The organism is Micromonospora krabiensis (assembly GCF_900091425.1).
In the GTDB taxonomy this organism is placed as follows: Bacteria; Actinomycetota; Actinomycetes; order Mycobacteriales; family Micromonosporaceae; genus Micromonospora; species Micromonospora krabiensis.
Map to the genome: position 1 here is coordinate 120,697 of NZ_LT598496.1, position 21,213 is coordinate 141,909.

Sequence of the window (21,213 nt, forward strand, 5' to 3'; positions counted from 1 at the left end):
ACGGCAACTGGACGAAATAGTGCGTCGCTACCCGATGGCGGCCGAGGTGCGCGACACCGTGCGAATCTTCTCCCGGGTGCTGCCTTTCCGGATCAACGAGTACGTGCTCGATGAACTCATCGACTGGTCCCGGATCCCGGAGGATCCGATATTCCAGCTCGTCTTTCCGCAGCCGGGAATGCTCAGCGGCGAACACGCCGCCGCGCTGCGCGCGCTGGACGGCCGCGCCGACGCGGACCCCGCCGTGGCGGCCGTGGTGCGCCGCATCCGCGCGGAGCTGAACCCGCACCCGGGCGGGCAGCTCGACCTCAACGTTCCCCACCGCGACGGCGCCGCGATCCCCGGCCTCCAGCACAAGTACCGGGAGACCGTGCTCTACTTCCCCAGCCAGGGGCAGACGTGCCACGCGTACTGCACCTACTGCTTCCGGTGGGCGCAGTTCGTGGGCGACGCCGACCTGCGGTTCGCCGCGCCCGGCCCGGACGCGCTGGTGCGATATCTGCGGGAGCACCCCGAGGTCAACGACGTCCTGGTGACCGGCGGCGACCCGGCCGTGATGTCCGCGGACCGGCTGCGTGCTCACCTGCAGCCGCTGCTGGCGGTGCCAACGCTTCGGGTGATCAGAATCGGGACGAAGGCGCCGGCGTACTGGCCGCAGCGATTCGTCACGGACCCGGACGCGGACGACCTGTTGCGGCTCTTCTCCGAGGTCGTGGAATCGGGCCGGACGTTGGCGGTCATGGCGCATTTCAGCCATGACCACGAACTCGCGTCACCGATGGCAAAGAAAGCGATTTCCCGCATCCGGTCAACCGGCGCCGTCATCTATTGTCAGGCGCCTTTGATCGCCCACGTTAATGACGATCCGGACGTGTGGTCGTCGTTGTGGCGGGCTGAGATAGCCGCGGGCTGCGTCCCCTATTACCTTTTCGTCGCGCGCGACACCGGTCCGCACGACTATTTCCGGGTTCCGCTGGAGCGGGCCTCCGAGATCTTCGCCGAAGCGTACCGCCGGCTGCCGGGCCTGGCCCGCACGGTCCGCGGTCCCGTGATGTCCACCGAGGCGGGAAAGGTCGTGGTCGACGGCGCCAGCGGAGGGTCCTTCCAGCTGAGGTTTCTGCAGGCCCGCGACCCGGAGCTGGTTGGCCGCCCGTTCCGCGCCCACGGGTCGGCGGACGCGGCCTGGATCACGGATCTGACTTTGCACCCGGACAGTCCGGCGGACCTGAGGCGCGCGCTGGCGCACACGGAAGCGGAGCTGACCGCATGATCACGCACGGCATATCGGCCAACCTCGCGCTCGACCAGGAGATCAACCGGCGACGTGCCTGTGGGGAGCGGCTACTGCACCTGGGCTTCGGCGAGGCGCGGCTGCCCGTCCACTCCGGCATGGTCGAAGCACTGCTGGCCGGCGCGCACCGGCGCGCCTACGGGCCGGTCGCCGGCGACGAGGCCGCGCGGGCCGCGGTCGCCGGCTACTTCGGACGGCGTCGGCTGCCCACCGAGGCCGACCAGGTCGTCCTCGCCCCGGGGAGCAAGCCGCTGCTGTTCGCGCTGATCGCTGCCGTCGACGGCGACGTGTTGCTGCCGCGGCCGTGCTGGCTGACGTACGCGCCGCAGGCCCGCCTGCTCGGCCGGCGGGTCTTCTGGGTCGACGTTCCCGCCGAGTGCGGCGGCGTCCCGGACCCGGACCTGCTGGCGAGCGCGGTGCACCGGGCGCGCGCCGAGGGCGGCAGCCCGCGGCTGTTGATCATGGCGTTGCCGGACAACCCGACCGGGACCACCGCGCCGCCCGACGTGGTGCGACGGATCTGCGACGTAGCCGGCGCGTACGACCTGGTGATGGTGGCGGACGAGATCTACCGGGACCTGGCACACGACCCGGACCGCGACTACCTGAGTCCGGCTGAGGTGGCCGGTGACCGCACCGTGATCACGACCGGGCTGAGCAAGACGCACGCGCTCGGTGGCTGGCGGGCCGGCGCGGCAAGGTTCCCGGCCGGTGCGCGGGGAGAACTGTTGCGCTCACGCGTGCTGGCCACCGCGAGCGAGGTGTGGTCGTCGCTGGCCGGGCCGGTGCAGTCAGTGGTCGAGTACGCGTTCGGCGAGCCGCGCGACCTGGCCGACTACGTCCGGGCCGGTGCGCGGATGCACGCGGCCGCCACCCGGGCCGTGCATCAGGTGCTGGTGCTTGCCGGCGCCGACTGCCGGGCGCCGTCCGGGGGCTTCTACCTCTACCCCGACTTCCGTCGGCTCGCCGGCGACCTGGCCCGCCAAGGCGTGCACGACTCCGCCTCGCTGGAGCGGGAGCTGCTGCACAGCTGCGGGATCGCGGTCCTCGGCGGTCACCACTTCGGCGACGACCCGGCCGCGCTGCGCTTCCGTGCGGCCACGAGCCTGCTCTTCGGCGACGAGCCGGAGGCGTACCGGGAAGCGATGGAGGCGGACGACCCGATGGGCCTGCCCGCCGCCAAGGACGCCCTGCGACAGCTGGCCGACGGGCTGGCTCGGCTGACGGACTGACCCGAGCGAAGGTGAGAGCGATGTTCGACACGGGGGAGCGGTGGCCGTTGACGGCCGCGCAGCTGGGTTCCTACTACGGGCATGAGCTCGATCCGACCGGCTGGGGGTACAACCAGGCCTCGTACCTGGAGATCGACGGGCCGATCCGGGTCACCGAGTTCATCGCCGCGGTACGCACGGCGGTGCGCGAGACCGAGGCGCTGCACACCCGCTTCCGCGCCGACTCGGACGGACCCGCGCAATACCTCACGGCGCCGGCCGAGCCACCGGTGCCGGTCGTCGACCTGCGGTCCGCGGCCACGCCGATCGCGGACGCGCAGGCGTGGATGCAGGCCGAGCTGTCCCGGCCGGTCGATCTCGCGACCGGGCCGACACACGCCCAGGCGCTGCTGCGGGTCGGCGACGAGCGGTACCTCTGGTACCAGCGCTACCACCACGTCGTCATGGACGGGTACGGCGTGTGGCTGCTGACCCGGCGCGCGGCGGAGGTCTACGACGCGCTACTGGCAGGCCGCGACGTCGGCCGGCCGCTCGGCTCGCTGCGTGACCTGCTGGCCGAGGACGAGTCCTACCTGAACTCGGCGGCCCCGAAGGCCGATCGGCGGCACTGGACCGGGCTGCTGCAGCCGGCGCCCGCGCCGATCCTGCTCGGCGGCCGGTCCGCCCCGGCGCAGCCGGAGTTCGTGCTGCACCGCACGGACCTCGGTGTGCCGGTGCTGGACGGCCTCCGGGCGCGGGCCGACCGGCTGTCGATCCGCTGGTCACGGCTGGCCGTGGCCACGGTCGCCGGCTGGGTCGGGGCGCTGACCGGCCGGACCGACCTGGTGTTGACGCTGCCGGTGACCGGCCGGACCACGCCGGTGGCGCGCGCAGTGCCAGGCATGCTGGCGAACATGCAGCCGATGCGGCTGCGGATCGCGCCGGGGACCGGGTTGGACGAGCTCGCCGGGCAGGTTGACCGGTGGATTCGCGGCGCGTCCGCCCATCAGCGCTACCCATACGAGCGGCTGAGCCGTGAGCTGCGCGGCGGTGCCGACCGGCCGAAGCTGTTCGGGCCGATCGTGAACGTTCTCTCCTTCGCAGACGAGCCGACGTTCGGCGGTCGGGCCGCGGTCCGGCACTGGATCGCCATCGGCCCGGTCGACGACCTCGAGGTGATGCTGCAGGAGTCCGCGACCGGCGGCTTGCAGCTCAACCTGTGGGCGAACGGCGGCGTGTACGACGAGGCGAGCGTGGCCCGGTACGCGGCGGACGTCGCGGAACGGCTGATCGGCGCGGCGGCGGGCGCGCGGCTGCCCGGCCCGGGCCTGGAGTCGGCGGGCACGACGAGGACCGCGTGGGCGCACTTCGTCGCGGCGGCGGACGCCTGGCCGGACGGGCCTGCGCTCGTCGACGACGCCGCTGGCGGCGGCGTGGTCACCTACCGGGACCTGCGCGCGGACGCCGAGCGGCTGGGCGCGGTGCTCGCCCGCCGGGGTGCCGGCGCCGAGACAGTGATCGCGCTGATGCTGCCGCGCGGGCGGGCGTTGGTGACGGCGATGCTCGCGACGTGGCACGCGGGGGCGGCCTTCCTGCCGGTGGATCCGTGCTACCCGGCCGACCGGATCGAGTTCATGCTCGCCGATGCGCGGCCGCTGCTGATGCTGACCGACCAGCCGTACGAGCCGGCCGACCCGCCGGTCATCCGGCTCGACAAGCTGGACACCGCAGCCGAAGCCGTCACGGCGGCCAGGACCTGTGCGCCCGACAACCCTGCCTACGTCATCTACACCTCCGGCTCCACCGGCCGGCCGAAGGCAGTGGTCGTCACGCACGCCGGCGTCGGCGACCTGGTCGCCACGCAGCGGGACCGGCTCGGCGCCGGCCCCGGCGCCCGGGTGCTGCAGTTCGCCTCGCCCAGCTTCGACGCCTCCTTCTGGGAGACCGCGATGGGGCTACTCTCCGGCGCGACCCTGGTGGTGGCCGCGCAGGACCGGCTGCGCCCCGGCGACGACCTGGCCGCCCTGGTGCGAGCGCACGGCGTGACGCACCTGACGGTGCCGCCCTCCGCGCTGTCCGCGATGGGCGAAGCCACGCTGCCGGGCGTCAGCACGCTCGTGGTCGCCGGCGAGGCGATCGGTGAGGCGATCGCCGGCCGGTGGGCGCCGGGACGCCGGATGGTGAACGCATACGGCCCGACCGAGACCACGGTGTGCGCCACCATGAGCACGCCGCTGGCCGGCGACGGGCCGCCGCCGCTGGGCACCGCCGTGCGCGGCACGGCGGTGCACGTGCTCGACGACGCGCTACGGCCGGTCCGGCCCGGTGCCGTCGGCGAGCTCTACGTCTCCGGCAACAGCCTCGCCCGCGGGTACGCCGGTCGGCCGGGCCTGACCGCATCGCGGTTCGTGGCGTGCCCGTTCGGCGCGCCGGGCGGGCGGATGTACCGCACGGGGGATCTGGTGCGGCTGCGGGCCGGCGGTGAGCTGGAGTTCGTCGGCCGCAACGACGACCAGGTCAAGATCCGCGGACACCGGGTCGAGCCCGGCGAGGTGCAGGCCGTGCTCGGTCGCCATCCCGACGTGGCGCAGATCGTGGCCGTGGCCCGGGACGACGCGCTGGTCGCCTACGTGGTGCCGGCCTCGGCGGCGGGGCGGGACACCACTAGTCTCACCGCGTTCGCGGCGGCCCGGCTGCCCGGCTACCTGGTACCGGACGCGTTCGTGGTGCTCGACGAGCTGCCGCTGCTGCCGAACGGCAAGGTCGACCGGGCCGCGCTGCCCGCCCCGGGAACGGACCGGGTCGAACGATCAGTACCGGAAGATCGGCACCAGACCGAGCTCGAGCGCCACCTCTGCGAGGTCTTCGCTGAGGTCTTGCGGGTCCCGCGGGTCGGGCCGGACGACAGCTTCTTCGACCTCGGCGGCCACTCACTGCTCGCCACCCGCCTGATCATCCGCCTGCGCGCGGAACTCGGCGTCGAGGTGTCCATCCAGGATCTGTTCGACCTGCGGACGCCGGCGGGGCTGGCCGAGCGGCTGGACACCGCGGACCGGGGCGGCCTGCGGCGGCGCGACCGGGACGGCGACGTGCCGCTCTCCTTCGCGCAGCGGCGGCTGTGGTTCGTCGACCGGCTGTCCGGCGCGGGGGCCACCTACAACGTCCCGTTGGCGCTGCGTTTCTCCGGGGACGTCGACGCCGGGGCGCTGAGCGTGGCGGTCAACGACGTGGTGTGCCGGCACGAGCCGCTGCGCTCGACCGTGGCGGAGCGCGACGGCGAGCCGTACCTGGTGGTGACCCCGCCCGGGCCGGGTCTGGTCGAGATCGTCACCGGCGAGGGCGCGCCGGAGGACGCGGTCGGGTACGCCTTCGACCTTGCCTCGGAGCTGCCGATCCGGGCGCTGCTGTTCGACGGACGCGTGCTGCTGCTGTTGATGCATCACATCGCGACGGACGGCTGGTCGGTGGGGCCGCTGCTGCGCGACCTGGCGATCGCCTATGAGGCGCGCCGGGCGGGCCGCGCCCCGGTGTGGCAGCCGCTGCCGGTCGAGTACGGGGACTACGCGCTCTGGCAACGGGACCTGGCCAGCGAGACGGACGGTTCGTGGGCCGCGGACCTGGACTACTGGCGTGCCGCGCTGAACGCTCTGCCGCCCGCGATCGCGCTGCCGGCCGACCGGTCGCGCCCGGCCGTGCGCGACCAGGCCGGCGGCAACCACGGGTTCGTCATCGGAGCTGACCTGCACGCGCGGCTGGTGGATTTGGCGCGGGAGACCAGGTCGACGCTGTTCATGGTGGTGCAGGCGGCGCTGGCGGTGATGCTTTGGCGCTCGGGCGCGGGCACGGACGTGCCGATCGGCACCGCGGTGGCGGGCCGGACCGACGAGAAGCTGGACGACCTAGTCGGATTCTTCGTCAACACCGTGGTGCTGCGGACCGACGTGAGCGGCGACCCGACGTTCCGGGAGCTGGTCGCCCGGGTGCGCGCGGCGGACCTGGCGGCGTTCGCGCACCAGGACCTGCCGTTCGAGCGCCTGGTGGGGGACCTCAACCCGGAGCGGTCGCTGTCCCACCAGCCGCTGTTCCAGGTGATGCTGGTGCTGAACAACACGCCCACCCCGACCGTGCCGGCCGGCCTCGGCGCGCACGCCCAGGTGATCCGCACCGGTACCTCCCGCTTCGACCTCACGGTGAGCCTCGACGAGGAGCGGGACGCTGGGCTCCGCGGCGTCATCGAGTACGCCGCCGACCTGTTCGACCCGGCCTCGGTGGCGCTGCTCGGCGAGCGGCTGGTGCGCGTGCTGGACACGGCCGTGCGCGACCCCGAGGTCCGGGTCGGCGACATCGCGCTGCTCTCCCCGGCGGAACGGGCCCGGATTCTGGACGAGTGGAACGGCGGTCCGCTCGGCGCGGCGCCCGGCGTCACCGTGCAGGAACGGTTCGCGGAGACGGCCGCGCGGACGCCGGACGCGATCGCGATCCGGGCCGCGGACGGCGACACCTGGACGTACCGACGGCTGGACGAGGCGGCGGCCGTGCTCGCGGCGCGACTGCGCGACGCCGGGGTCCGTCACGGCGACCGGGTCGCGGTGCTGGTCGAGCGCTCACCGGAGCTGATCGCGGCCACCCTCGCGGTGCTGCGGCTAGGTGCCGCCTACGTGCCGTTGAACCCGGGCGACCCGCCGCGGCGCCGCGAGTTCGTCCTCGACCGGGCCGGCGTAACCGCGCTTGTGTTGGACACCGCGCAGCAGGAGGTGGGCGGCATACCCGTGGTCAGGATCGGCGACCCGGCGTCGTCGTCGATACCGCCCCCGGTCGGGCTGCACATCGGTCACCCGGACGATTTGGCGTACGTGATGTTCACCTCCGGCAGCACCGGTGAGCCGAAGGGCATCGGGGTCACCCACGCGAACGTGCTGAGCCTGGCCGGTGACCGGCACTGGGACGACGGCCACGAGCGGGTCCTGGTCCACTCGCCGTACGCGTTCGACGCCTCGACCTACGAGATGTGGGTGCCGCTGCTGCGCGGCGGGCAGTGCGTGCTCGCACCGTCCGGCACGCCCGACTCGTCCCGCCTCGCCGACCTGCTCGAGTCCCGGGCGGTGACGGCGGTCTTCCTCACCACCGCGCTGTTCAACCACCTGATCGAGGAGCGGCCCGGCGCGCTGGCCGGCGTGCGCCAGATCTGGTTCGGCGGAGAGCTGGTGTCGCCGAGCGTGGTCCGGCGTGCGGTGCGCAGCTGCCCGCAGACGCGGGTCGTGCACGTCTACGGCCCGACCGAGACGACCACCTTCGCGTACGCCGGTGCGGTGACCGACGTCGCGGACGACGCCGAGACCGTGCCGATCGGGCGGACCCTCGACGGCGACCGGGGCTACGTCCTGGACGCACGTTTGCGCCCGGTGCCGCCGAACGTGGTCGGCGAGCTGTACCTCGCCGGACACGGCGTGGCGCGCGGATACATCGGACGGCCCGGCCTGACCGCGTCACGGTTTGTGGCGTGTCCGTTCGATGCGCCGGGCGGGCGGATGTACCGCACGGGGGACCTCGTGCGGTTGCGGGCGGACGGTGAGCTGGAGTTCGTCGGCCGGGACGACGACCAGGTCAAGATCCGTGGCCATCGGATCGAGCTCGGCGAGATCCAGTCGGTGCTCAGCGAGGACCCCGCGGTCGCGGAGGCGTTCGTGACGGTGGTGCGGGTCCCGGCCGTCGGTCGCCGGCTCGTGGCCTATCTCGTGCCCGCGGCCGGCACCTCGATCGACACCGAGCGGGTACGGGCGGGGGCGCGCGTCCGGCTGCCGGAGTTCATGGTCCCTGGGCTGTGGGCGGTGCTGCCCGAGCTGCCGCTGTCGGTGAACGGGAAGGTGGACCGTTCCCGGCTGCCCGAGGTGACGGGCGAGGCATCGGGGGGAGGCCGCGGCCCGCGGTCGGTGCGCGAGGAGCTGATCTGCGGCGTCTTCGCGGACGTGCTGGGCGTGCCGCGCGTCGGCATCGACGACGACTTCTTCGAGCTGGGCGGTCACTCGCTGCTGGCGACTCAGGTGGTCAGCCGGATCCGAAGCCTGCTCGGGCTGGAGGTGCGGATCCAGGACCTGTTCGCGGTACGGACGCCTGCCGGCCTGGTGGGCCGGCTGAACACCGCGGATCGTCCGGTGCTCGGACAGCATGCCCGGGAGGGGTCGGTGCCGTTGTCCTTCGCGCAGCGCCGGCTGTGGTTCGTGCACCGGCTGGAGGGCGAGGGCGCGACCTACAACGTGCCGCTGGCGCTGCGCCTGTCGGGTGCGCTCGACGTGCCGGCGTTGGGCGCGGCCGTCAACGACTTGGTGTGTCGGCACGAGCCGCTGCGGTCCACCGTGGAAGCTGACGAGGCCGGGCCGGTCATGGTGGTGTCCCCGCCCGCTGCCGGCCTGGTGCGCCTGGACGTCCGCCCGGTCGGCGAGGACGACCTGCACCGCGTGCTGCACGAGGCGGTGCGCTACCCGTTCGACCTGAGCGCGACGTTCCCGGTCCGGGCGTCGCTGTTCTCCGTCTCGGCGACCGAGCACGTGTTCCTGCTGCTGGTGCACCACATCGCGGCGGACGGCTGGTCATTGCGCCCGCTGCTGACCGACCTGGCGACGGCATACGAGGCCCGCCGCGCGGGCCGGGCCCCGGCGTGGGCTGCGCTGCCGGTGGAGTACGCCGACTACACGTCCTGGCAGCGTGACCTGCTCGGCGACCCGGACGATCCGGCGAGCGTGGCCGGGGCGCAGCTGGCCTACTGGCGGGACACGCTGGCCGGCATGCCCGAACAGCTCACGCTGCCCGCCGACCGGCCGCGCCCGGCGATCAACACCTTCGTCGGCGACGTGCTCCCCGTGCACCTCGATGCCGAGCTGCACGCGCAGCTACTGGACCTGGCCCGGCGTACGCACACCACGCTGTTCATGGTGGTGCAGGCGGCGTTCGCGGTGCTGCTCACCCATTGCGGCGCGGGCACCGACCTGCCGATAGGGGCGCCGATCGCCGGTCGTACCGACGAGAAGCTGGAGGACCTGGTCGGGTTCTTCGTCAACACGCTGGTGCTGCGCACAGACACCAGCGGCGACCCGACCTTCCGCGAGCTGCTGCACCGGGTCCGGGCTACCGCACTCGACGCGTACGCGCACCAGGATCTGCCCTTCGACCTTCTGGTCGAGCACCTCAACCCGGAGCGGTCGCTGTCCCACCAGGCGCTCTTCCAGGTGCTGGTGGTGCTGCAGAACGCTCCGGCGGCGGACTACACGCTGCCCGGCCTGCGCGTCGAGCAGGTCGACACCACGCCCGGCGTCTCCAAGTTCGACCTGTCGCTCAGCCTGAACGAGGCGTACGCCCCGGACGGCCGGCCGCGCGGTCTCGACGGATACCTGGAGTACTCGACCGCGATGTTCGACGCGGACACGGTCGACCGCCTCGCCACCCGGCTCGACCGGCTGCTGCGCGGGGTCGCCGCCGACCCCGACCAGCGCATCGGTGCGCTGGTCCTGATCGACGGCGCCGAACGCCAGCTCATGCTGGAGACCTGGAACGCCACCGCACGCGAGGTGCCCGAGGTGGCGTCCGTGCCGGAGCTCTTCACCCGGCAGGCCCGGCGCCGGCCGGATGCGCTGGCGATCCTGTCCCACGCGGGCGGGCTCACCTACCGGGAGCTGGACGAGCGCTCCGACCGCCTGGCGTACGTGCTGCGCGGCCGGGGCGTCGGGCCGGGGCGGGTCGTCGCGCTCGCGCTGCACCGCGGGCCGGAACTGGTGACCGCGATGCTGGCAGCGGGCAAGACCGGCGCCGCGTACCTGCCGGTCGACCCGGCGTACCCGCAGGCCCGGATCGCTTACCTGCTGGACGACGCCCGGCCCGCGCTGCTGGTGACCACGCGCGCCGCGGACCTCGGGCGCCCCGCCGACCTGTTCCTGGACGATCCGGAGACCGTGGCGGAGCTGGCCGCCGCGCCCGCCGGGCCGCTCGGCGTCGCGGTTCCGCCGGACGCGCCCGCCTACGTGCTCTACACCTCGGGCTCCACCGGACGGCCGAAGGGGGTGGTGGTCAGCCACCGTGGGGCGGCTCCGCTCGCCGAGGCACAGCGCGCGTGGTTCGGGGTCGGACCGGGCAGCCGTGTCCTGCAGTTCGCGTCGCCGAGCTTCGACGCGGCGTTCTGGGAGCTGGTGATGGCGCTGCTGACCGGCGCGACGCTGGTGACCGCGCCGGCCGCCCGGCTGCTGCCCGGCGACCCGCTGTCCGCGACGGCCGCCGAATTCGGGGTCACCCATCTGACATTGCCGCCGTCCGCGCTGGTCGCGCTCGGCGACCGCGACCTGCCCTCGGTGACGACGCTGGTGGTGGCCGGGGAGGCCTGCCCGCCGGACCTGGTGCGCCGCTGGTCCCAGGGCCGGACGATGTTCAATGCGTACGGCCCCACGGAGACCACGGTGTGTGCCACGATCAGCTCGCCGCTGAGCGGGGACGGCGTGCCGCCGATCGGCCGGCCGGTGCACGGCATGCGGGTGTATGTGCTGGACGCGCGGCTGCGGCCGGTGCCGCCCGGTGTCACCGGGGAGCTGTACGTCGCCGGTCCGGGCCTGGCCGACGCGTACCTGCACCGTCCCGGCCTCACCGCCGAGCGCTTCGTCGCCTGCCCCTACGGCGCGCCCGGCGACCGGATGTACCGCACCGGCGACCTGGCCCGCTGGTCGGCGGACGGCACGCTCGGCTTCGCCGGGCGGGCGGACGACCAGGTGAAGGTGCGCGGCTACCGGATCGAGCCCGGCGAGGTGGAGGCGGTACTGTCCGCCCATCCGCGGGTGCGGGCCGCGGCCGTCACCGTCCGCGACCAGGGCCTGATCGGTTACCTGGTGCCCGCCCCGGACGCGCCCTCCGCCGATGAGGCGGCCCAGGTCGACGCGTGGGAGGACGTGTTCCGCAGCCAGTACGAGGAGGCCGGTGCCGACGCCGGCTTCGGCGAGGACTTCTCCGGCTGGCAGAGCGCGCTGGACGGGGCGCCGATTCCGCTGCCCGACATGGAGGAGTGGCGCGCCGAGACGGTGGCCGCGATCCGGCGGCTGCGCCCGCGGCGGGTGCTGGAGATCGGTGTCGGCAGCGGCCTGCTGCTCGCGCCGCTCGCGCCGGATTGCGAGACGTACTGGGGGACGGACCTCTCCCGCGAGGCGATCGACGGGCTGCGCAGCCACGTGGTGGCGCGGCCCGACCTGCGGGACCGGGTGCGGCTGCACGCGGTCGCGGCGGACGCGATCGACACGCTGCCCGGCGACGGTTTCGACACGATCATCCTGAACTCGGTGGTGCAGTACTTCCCGAGCGCCGAGTACCTCACCGGCGTTCTGGAGAAGGCCATCCGGCTGCTCGCGCCGGGTGGCGCGATATACCTGGGCGACCTGCGGGACCCGCGCGCGGCCCGTGCGCTCTACGCGCAGGTCGCGGCCGTCCGGCTCGGCCCGGACGCGGATCCCGGGGAGGCTGCGGTGCTGGCCGAACGGCTCGCCGTGGAGGAGCGGGAGTTGCTGGTGGCGCCGGAGTTCCTGATCGGGCTCGCGGGGACGTCCGGCGTGGACATCCGCGTCAAGCGGGGGCGGCGGGACAACGAGCTGACCCGCTACCGGTACGAGGCGGTGCTGTACACCCCGCCGACCGTGCCGATCGACCTCCGGGACGTGCCGGCGCTGGCCTGGAACCGGGACATGGCGTTCGACGGCCTGGCCGACGCGCCGGACCGCCTGCGGATCATCGGGCTGCCAGGCGACCGCCGCGAGGACGTGGTCGCGGCCGGCCGCCGGCACGGATACCTGGCCGTCGTCACCTGGGCGGAGGACCGGGACACGTGTGAGGTGGTCCTGGTCGCCGGCGCCGCGGACGGCACGCCGGTGACTGGCGCCTACCGACCGGGCGACGGCGACGGGCCGTGGACCAACGTGCCGGCGCGCGCGTCCCGGCACGCCACACTTCAGGCGGAGGTACGGGAGTACCTGCGCGCCCGGCTGCCGGAGTTCATGGTGCCGGGCCTGCTCATGGTGCTCGACGAACTGCCGCTGTCCGTGAACGGGAAGGTCGACCGGTCCCGGTTGCCGGCCGTGCGCGCCGCGGTGCCGGTCGGCAACCGCGGTCCGCGGTCGGTGCGCGAGGAACTGGTCTGCGGCGTGTTCGCGGACGTGCTGGGCGTGCCGCGCGTCGGCATCGACGACGACTTCTTCGAGCTGGGCGGCCACTCGCTGCTGGCGACCCAGGTGGTCAGCCGCATCCGCGGGCTGCTGGGCCTGGAGGTGTCCCTGCAGGACCTGTTCGATGCGCGGACGCCCGCGGGTCTGACGGGCCGGCTGGGCGCGGCCGATCGGGTGGCGTTGGGACGGCGTACCCGCGATGGCGTGGTGCCGTTGTCCTTCGCGCAGCGGCGGCTGTGGTTCGTGCACCGGCTGGAGGGCGCGAGCGCGACCTACAATGTGCCGCTGGCGCTGCGGTTGTCGGGACAGGTCGACGCGCAGGCACTGGGCCTGGCGATCAACGACGTGGTGTGCCGGCACGAGCCGCTGCGATCCACGGTGGTCGAGCGTGACGGCGAGCCGTTCATGGCGGTGACGCCGCCGGGTCCCGGCCTGGTCGGGTTGGTCGTCGGCGAGGGGGATCCCGGTTACGCGTTCGACCTGGCCGCGGAGTTCCCGATCCGGGCCTGGCTGTCGCGGCGGTCGGCGACCGAGCACGTGCTCCTCCTGCTGATCCACCACATCGCGGCCGACGGCTGGTCGCTGCGCCCGCTGCTGGCCGATCTCGTGCTGGCCTATGAGGCGCGTCGGGCGGGCCGGGCGCCGGTGCAGGAGCCGCTACCGGTCGAGTACACGGACTACGCGGCGTGGCAGCGGGATCTCCTCGGCGATGCGGGAGATCCGGACACCACGGCCGGTGCGCAGCTGTCGTACTGGCGCAAGGCGTTGGCCGGCATGCCGGAGCAGCTCGCGTTGCCCACGGACTATCCACGGCCGCGGGAGCTCGGTTACGCGGGTGGCACCCACCGCTTCGTCATCGGCCCCGACCTGCACGCGCGCCTGGTGGAGCTGGCGCGGGAGACCAGGTCGACGCTGTTCATGGTGGTGCAGGCCGCGTTCGCGGTGCTGCTCTCGCGGCTTGGCGCGGGCACGGACATCCCGATCGGCACGGCGGTCGCGGGACGCTCCGACGAGAAGCTGGACGATCTGGTCGGCTTCTTCGTGAACACGCTGGTGCTGCGGACGGACGTGAGTGGCGACCCGAGCTTCCGGGAGCTGATCGGCCGGGTGCGCGCGACGGACCTGGCGGCGTTCGCACACCAGGACCTGCCGTTCGAGCGCCTGGTCGACGCGGTCGGCGCCGACCGGGCCGCCGGGAACAATCCGCTGTTCAATGTGATGCTCGCGCTGGACAACAACGCGGGCTTCGATCTGCAGCTGCCCGGCTTGCAGGCCAGTCCGGAGCCGCTGCCCAGCGGCATCGCCCGCTTCGACCTCACGCTCGGCCTGAGCGAGCGGGTGCTCGGCGACTTCGGCACGGAGGGTGTCGAGTGCAGCCTCGAGTACCGCACCGAGCTGTTTCGTCCGGCGACCGTGGACGCGCTGGCGCTCCGGCTTCTGATGATTCTGCGCCAGGTCGTCGTGAAGCCCGACCTGGCCGTGAGCGGGCTGGAGATCCTCACGCCGGCCGAGCAGGCATGGGCGGCCACCGGCGGGGGCGCCGCGCCGGATCCGGGCTCGTCGCACACGGTCGCCTCGCTGTTCGAGGCGCGGGTGGCGGCCGATCCGGACGCGATCGTCGCCGTGGCCGGGCCGGTCACCCGCACCGCCGCTGAGCTGAACGCGGCCGCGAACCGGCTCGCGCGGCTGCTGGTGGCGCGCGGCGCCGGACCGGAGACCGTGGTGGCCGTGCGGCTGCCGCGCGGGATCGCGCTGGTCGAGGCGCTGCTCGCGATCGCGAAGGCGGGCGCCGCGTATCTGCCGATCGACCCCGGCTACCCGGCCGCGCGGATCGCGTACATGCTCGAAGACGCCGCGCCGGTGCTGGTGCTGGCGCGCTCGGCGGCGGCGGAGACGCACCCGGTGCTGGACCTGGACGACCCCGGGGTACGCGCCGAACTGCTGACCGCGGACGACAGCAACCCGCGCGTGCCGTCGCATCCGGACCACCCCGCCTACGTCATCTACACCTCCGGCTCGACGGGCCGGCCGAAGGGCGTGGAGGTGCCCCACCGGGGCGTCGTCAACCTGGTCGCCGGCTCTCGGGAGCAGCTCGGCCGGCTGGGCGAGGACACCCGGATGCTGCAGTCGGCCTCGCCGAGCTTCGACACCGCGTACTGGGAGATGTGCGTGACGCTGCTGGCGGGCGGCCGGGTCGTGCTGCCCCGGACCGACGCCTGGAACGTCGCGGAGGACCTCGCGCCGCTGGTCGCCGCGCACGCGGTCACCCACCTGGCGGTGCCGCCGTCGGTGCTGGCCGCTTTCGCCGACGACACGCTGCCCGACGGCACCACGATCGTCATCGGCGGTGAGCCGTGCCCGCCGTATCTGCTGCACCGGTGGGCGGGGCGGTGCCGGGTGCTGAACGCGTACGGGCCGACCGAAGTCACGATCGCCGCCACCGTCGGTGGTCCGCTGACGCCCGACGGTGGCGCACCGATCGGCACGCCGCTGCGCGGGGTCCGGCTGCGGCTGCTCGACGAGCGGCTGTGTCCGGTGCCGGTCGGCGTGACGGCCGAGCTGTACCTGGCCGGGTCCGGCGTGGCGCGCGGGTACCGCCACCAGCCGCGCGCCACCGCGGAGCGTTTTGTCGCCGACCCGTCCGGCCCGCCCGGCTCCCGGATGTACCGGACCGGGGACCTGGTCCGGCTGCGGGCCGACGGGCAGCTCGAGTTCGTGGGACGGGCCGACGAGCAGGTCAAGGTGCGCGGTTACCGTATCGAGCCGGCCGAGATCGAGGGCGTACTGCAGGAACATCCCGGGGTCGGACAGGTCGCCGTAGCGGTGCACCGCGGCACCGGCCAGCACATCGTGGGCTACGTCGTGGCCGTGGACGGCCGCCCGGACCCGGCGGAGTTGCGCGCGTTCGCCGCGCGGTCGCTGCCCGGGCACATGGTCCCGGACCTGATCATGTTCCTCGACGAGTTGCCCTCGTCCCCGAACGGCAAGCTCGACCGGTCCGCGCTGCCGTCGCCGGAGTTCGCTGTGGCCGGTGCCGGGCGGGCGCCGCGCACGCCCGCCGAGACCGCGCTGCACGAGGCGTTCGTCGAGCTGCTCGGCGTGGCGACGCTCGGCATCGACGACGACTTCTTCGCCCTCGGCGGCGACAGCGTCGGCGCGATCCGGCTCAGCGGCCGGGCCCGTCGGGCCGGGCTGGTGGTGGAGCCCCGCGACGTGTTCCGGCACCGCACCGTGGCCGGGCTCGCGGCCGTCGCCGCGCCCGCACCCGCGTCCGTGGCCCCGGACGACGGCACCGGGTCGATGCCGCTCACTCCAGTCATGCACTGGTTGCGCGCGCTGGGCGGCCCGACCGCGCGCTTCCACCAGTCCGCGCTGATCAGGGTGCCGGCCGGCACCGGGCACGAACGTCTCGACCGAATGCTGCGCGCTCTCACCGACCGGCACGACGCGCTGCGTCTGCGTCGCCAGGACTGGACGCTGGAGGCACGGCCGGTCGGTACGGCGCCGATCGCGCTGCAGCGGGTCGATGTGCACGGGCTGTCGGACGCGCGGCGCGCCGAGGTGATCGCCGAGGAGACCGCCCGCGTCGTCAGCGGGATGGATCCGGACGAGGGCCGGACCACGGTTGCGGTCTGGTTCGACGCGGGCGCCGACGAGCCCGGCCGGCTCTTCCTGGCCGTCCATCACCTCGCGATCGACGGCGTCTCCTGGCGGATCCTCCTGGAGGACCTCGCCGGTTCCGCGGACGCCATGCCTGCGGTGGCCACGTCGTTCCGCCGGTGGGCTCACGTGCTGTCCGAGGAGGCGCAGCGCCCGGAACGGGTGGCTGAGCTGCCGTACTGGGCAGGCGTGCTCGGCGGGGCGGCGCTGCCACCGGAGTTGACGCCGGTGCCGGAGCGGGACACGACCGCTACGCTGCGGCACCTTAGCGTCGAGCTGGGCCCGGACGTCGCAGAACCGCTGCTCGGCGCGGTTCCCGACGCCTTCCGCTGCGGTACGGAGGATCTGGTGCTGGCCGCGTTGGCGCTGGCCGTGCGGAGCCGCGCGACGTTCGGCGCCGCGGCGGACGCGGGCCTGGTCGTGGAGCTGGAGAACCACGGGCGCGGCACGATCGCGGGCACCGACGTCAGCCGGACCGTGGGCTGGTTCACCAGCACGTACCCGGTGCGGCTGGACGCCGGGTCCGGGCGGGACCCCGCCGACGCCGTCAAGCGAATCAAGGAGCAGGTGCGGGCCACGCCCGGCGACGGTCTCGGCTTCGGGCTGCTTCGCTACCTCAACGCCGACACGTCCACCCGGCTCGCCGCGCTGCCCGCGCCCCGGATCGCGGTCAACTACCTGGGGGTCTTCCGGATCGGTGAGCCCGTGGACTGGGCGCTCGACGCGCTCGGCGGCGCGGCCGACCCGGAGCTGCCGGTCGCGCACACGCTCGCGCTGAACGTGGTGGCCGAGGACCGGCCGGGCGGCCGGGTCCTGCGGGCGACCTGGACGTGGCCGGCCGCGCTGCTGACCGAGGACGCGGTCCGGTCGCTGGCCGGCGCGTGGCAGGACCGGGCCCGGAGCCTGGCGGAGTTGGGCGCGGATCACGGCGGGTTCACACCGTCCGATCTGCACCTCGCCGGGCTCGACCAGGCGCAGATCGATCACCTTGAGTCGATGTGGAGGTCGCCGCGGTGAGCACGTCCGGGATGATCGACGTCCTTCCGCTCTCTCCGTTGCAGGAGGGACTCTTCTTCCAGCACCTCTATCACCGGGACGGCCCCGACGTCTATGTCACGCAGCTCGTCCTCGACCTCTCCGGCGACCTGGACCGCGCGCTGCTGCGCCGCTCGTGGGATGCGGTGCTGACCCGGCACCCGCATCTCGGCGCGGCATTCGTCTACGAGGGGCTCGACCGTCCGGTGCAGATCCTTTCGCGCGGCGTGGTCACGCCGTGGCGGGAGACGGACCTGACCGGCACCGGCGAGGACCTGGACGCGGCCATGACGCAGGAGTTGGACGCGGACCGGACCCGACGGTTCGTCGCGGCGGAGCCGCCGCTGATCCGCCTGCTGCTGGCCCGCACCGGCCCTGCCCGGCACCGGCTGGCGATCACCAGTCACCACATCCTGATGGACGGCTGGTCGGTGCCGATTCTGGTACGTGAGTTGCTGACGCTCTACGCCGCGGGCGGTGACCCTGCGGCGCTGCCGCCGCCGGTGCCGTACCGGGCCTACCTCGCCTGGCTGGCCGGCCGGGACACCGAGGCCGCGGCCACGGCCTGGCGCGCGGCTCTTTCCGGCGTCGACGAGCCGACACTGGTGGCCGCCGCCGGCACGCCACCGGCGACTCCCCGGCAGACCGGCACGCTGCTCGGCGCGGAACACACCGAGGCGCTGGCACGGCTCGCTCGATCGCTCGGCGTGACGCTCAGCGACGTGGTGCAGAGCGCGTGGGGGGTCGTACTGGGCGCGCTCACCGGCCGGGACGACGTGGTCTTCGGCGTGGTCACCGCGGGGCGCCCGGCCGAGATTGCCGGCATCGACGAGCTGCCAGGGCTGTTCATCAACACGGTGCCGGTACGGGTGCGCCTGTCTCCGCAGACGATGCTGAGCGAGGTGCCGGCGAGGCTGCGCGGCCAGCGCCTCGACCTGGAGCCGCACGAGTTCCTGTCGCTGGCCGAGATCCAGGCCGCGGCCGGCGTGGGCGAGCTCTTTGACACGGTCGTCGTCTTCGAGAACTACCCGTCCGGCGAGCTCGGTGCGGACGCGGGCGGCCTGCGGCTGACCGGCGTGCACGGCACGGACGCGACGCACTATCCGCTGATGCTCGCGGTCGTGCCCGGCGACCGGCTGCGGCTGCGGCTCGACCACGCGCCGGGACAGCCCGCCGGGGACGTGCTCGCCGCGCTGGTCTCCGTTCTCCGCACGATGACGGTAGAGCCGGACCGGCGCCTGGGCACCGTCGACCCGTTCGGCGGGCAGGGCCGCCGCCTGCTGGAGGAGCGCAACGACACCGCGCACCCGGTGCCGCAGACCGGTCTTACCGGCTATCTGGAGCAGGCCCTGCGCCGCTTCGGCGCGGACGTGGCCGTGATCTGCGGCGACCAGCGGCTCACCTACGCCGAGCTGGACCGGCGGTCGGAGGCGCTGGCGGGCGAGCTGGCGCGGCGCGGTGCCGGACCGGAGCGTGCGGTCGGCCTGCACGTGTCGCGTTCGGCGGCCCTGGTCGTGGCGCTGCTCGCGATCGTCCGGTCCGGTGCGGCGTACCTGCCGCTGGACCCGCAGTACCCGGCCGAACGGCTCCGCTACATGATCGACCAGGCCCGTCCGGTCCTGGTGCTGACCGACGGCGAGCCGCCCGATGGCGCGCCGGTACTGCACCTCGCGGACGTTGCGGTCGCAGGCCGGGCGCCTGCGCCCGCCGACGATCCGGCCTCCATCGCGTCGATCATCTTCACCTCCGGGTCGACCGGCGCGCCGAAGGGCGTGGCCGGCACGCGGGCCGGGCTGCTCAACCGGCTCGCCTGGTTCGCCGAGCTGCAGCCGTTCACCGGTAACGAGGCGCTCCTGGCCAAGAGCTCGATCAGCTTCATCGATGGTACGGTGGAGATCCTTCAGACCCTGGTGCACGGCGGCCGGGTGGTGATGGCCGACGCCGCCACCGCCGTCGACATGACCGCGCTGGCCGATCTCGTCGCCCGGCACGAGGTCCGGGTGCTCACCGCCGTGCCCAGCCTGCTGCTGGCCCTGCTCGACGAGGCGTCCGCCGGCCCGCCCGGCCGGCTGTCGTCGCTGCGCCTGGTGCTCAGCAGCGGCGAGCCGATGCCGGTCGAGCTGCCTGCCCGGCTGGCGGTGGAGAGCCCGGACGCCCGGTTGGTCAACTTCTGCGGGTGCACGGAGGTGAGCAGCGAGAGCCTTTTCGCATTCTGCGACGTGTACGACCGGTCCATCGGTACGCCGCTGTGGAACAACCGCGCGTACGTCCTGGATGCCGCGCTGCGCCCGGTCCCCGAAGGAGTGGCCGGGGACCTCTACTACGGCGGTGTGGGGGTCGGGCGCGGCTACATGCGGCGGCCGGGTGCGACCGCGGAGCGGTTCGTCGCAGACCCGTTTGGTCCGCCGGGAGCCCGGATGTTCAGGACCGGCGACCGGGTCGCCTATCGGCAGGACGGAAAGCTCGTCCATCTCGGACGGTCGGACGCCCAGGTCAAAGTACGGGGCGTGCGCATCGAACCGTCCGAGGTCGAGGCCGCGCTGACCCGGCATCCGGCGGTCGCGGCCGCCGCCGTCGCGGTGCGGCGACCGCCCGGCGGTGATCCGTTGCTGGTCGGGTACGTGACGCCGGCCACCGGCGCGGTGCCGGACCCGGCCGATCTTCGCCGGTACGTCGCCACGCTGTTACCGCCCGCACTGGTGCCGAGCGTGCTGGCCGTGCTCGACCGACTGCCCCGAACGCCGAACGGCAAGGTCGACCGTCGCGCGCTCCCGGAACCGGCCCCAGGGACGACTGTGGTGTCCGCGCCGGCCGGACCGCGCGAGCAGGTGCTCTGCGAGCTGTTCGCGGAGGTGCTGGGGCTGCCTGCGGTGGGCCCGGCCGACGACTTCTTCGGCCTGGGCGGCCACTCGCTGCTGGCCACCCGGCTGATCGCGCGGATACGGTCGGCGCTGGGCATCGAGGTGACCCTGCGCAGCCTGTTCGAGACGCCGACCCCGGCCGGGCTCGCCGCCCGCCTGGGCGAGGCCGGCGGCGACCCGCTCGACGTGCTCCTGCCGCTGCGGAGTGTTTCCGGCCGTCCGCCGTTGTTCTGCTTCCACCCGGCCGGCGGGTTCAGCTGGTGCTATACCGGCCTGCTGCGACAGCTGCCGGCGGACCAGCCGGTCTTCGGACTGCAGGCGCGCGGGTTGACCGATCCGGCGCGGGTCGCGGACAGCGCCGACGAGATGGTCGCCGAGTACGTCGACCGAATCCGGGGGATGGGCGAGCCGGGACCGTACTCGCTGCTGGGATGGTCGCTGGGCGGCCAGCTGGCGCACGCCGCCGCGGCCCGTCTCCAGGCCGAGGGGGACAAACCCGGCCTGCTTGTCATGCTCGACTCCTACCCGCCGGAGACACTGCCGGAAACCCCGCCGCTGGACCGGCCGGAGGTTCTGCGCCTGGTGCTTCGCGAGTACTTCGGCATGGAACCGCCGGTGGGCGTACCGCTCGACGCTGCGGCGGTCACCGCGCTGCTGCGTACCGCCGGCGTCGCGGACCTCAGCGAGGCGCACGTCGAAGCGGTCGCCCGCATCCTGCCGGCCGCGTCGGCGGCGGCCCGCACGTACCGTCCGCCGGTCTTCGACGGGGACCTGCTGTTCTTCCGCGCGACTGGGGGATGGTCCGGTCCGCCGCCGGATCCGCGCGCCTGGCAGCCCTACGTGACCGGTGAGATCGAGATCCACGAGCTGGACACGACGCACGGGCGGATGACCCGCCCGGCCGAGCTGGCGCAGATCAGCGCCGTGCTGCGGCCCCGGCTGCCCGGGACCGCGTGACCGTGAAGAGAGGG

The 21,213-nt window shown here is 73.8% G+C and carries 4 protein-coding genes; all 4 read left to right on the top strand.

The features are described 5' to 3' along the window. The first annotated feature begins 19 nt into the window (after positions 1-19). Genes GA0070620_RS00540 through GA0070620_RS00555 form a run of 4 tightly spaced genes read left to right on the top strand, consistent with a single transcriptional unit; the run spans position 20 to position 21,199 of the window. Entirely contained in the window at positions 20-1,270 is a 1,251-nt protein-coding gene (locus tag GA0070620_RS00540) for a KamA family radical SAM protein (RefSeq protein ID WP_231922065.1), read from the top strand. Beyond that, on the top strand, positions 1,267-2,523 hold the full coding sequence (locus tag GA0070620_RS00545) for a pyridoxal phosphate-dependent aminotransferase (protein ID WP_091587421.1): 1,257 nt from the start codon (positions 1,267-1,269) through the stop codon (positions 2,521-2,523). Before GA0070620_RS00540 ends, GA0070620_RS00545 begins: the two co-directional genes overlap by 4 nt. A gap of 20 nt (positions 2,524-2,543) precedes the next feature. Then, a complete protein-coding gene (locus GA0070620_RS00550; protein ID WP_091587424.1) occupies positions 2,544-17,363 on the top strand; it encodes a non-ribosomal peptide synthetase in 14,820 nt (4,939 codons plus the stop codon). After that, positions 17,360-21,199 carry a non-ribosomal peptide synthetase gene (locus GA0070620_RS00555; RefSeq protein WP_157741480.1) on the top strand — a complete coding sequence of 1,280 codons (3,840 nt, stop codon included), beginning with the start codon at positions 17,360-17,362 and terminating at the stop codon, positions 21,197-21,199. Before GA0070620_RS00550 ends, GA0070620_RS00555 begins: the two co-directional genes overlap by 4 nt. The last annotated feature ends 14 nt before the right edge of the window (positions 21,200-21,213 follow it).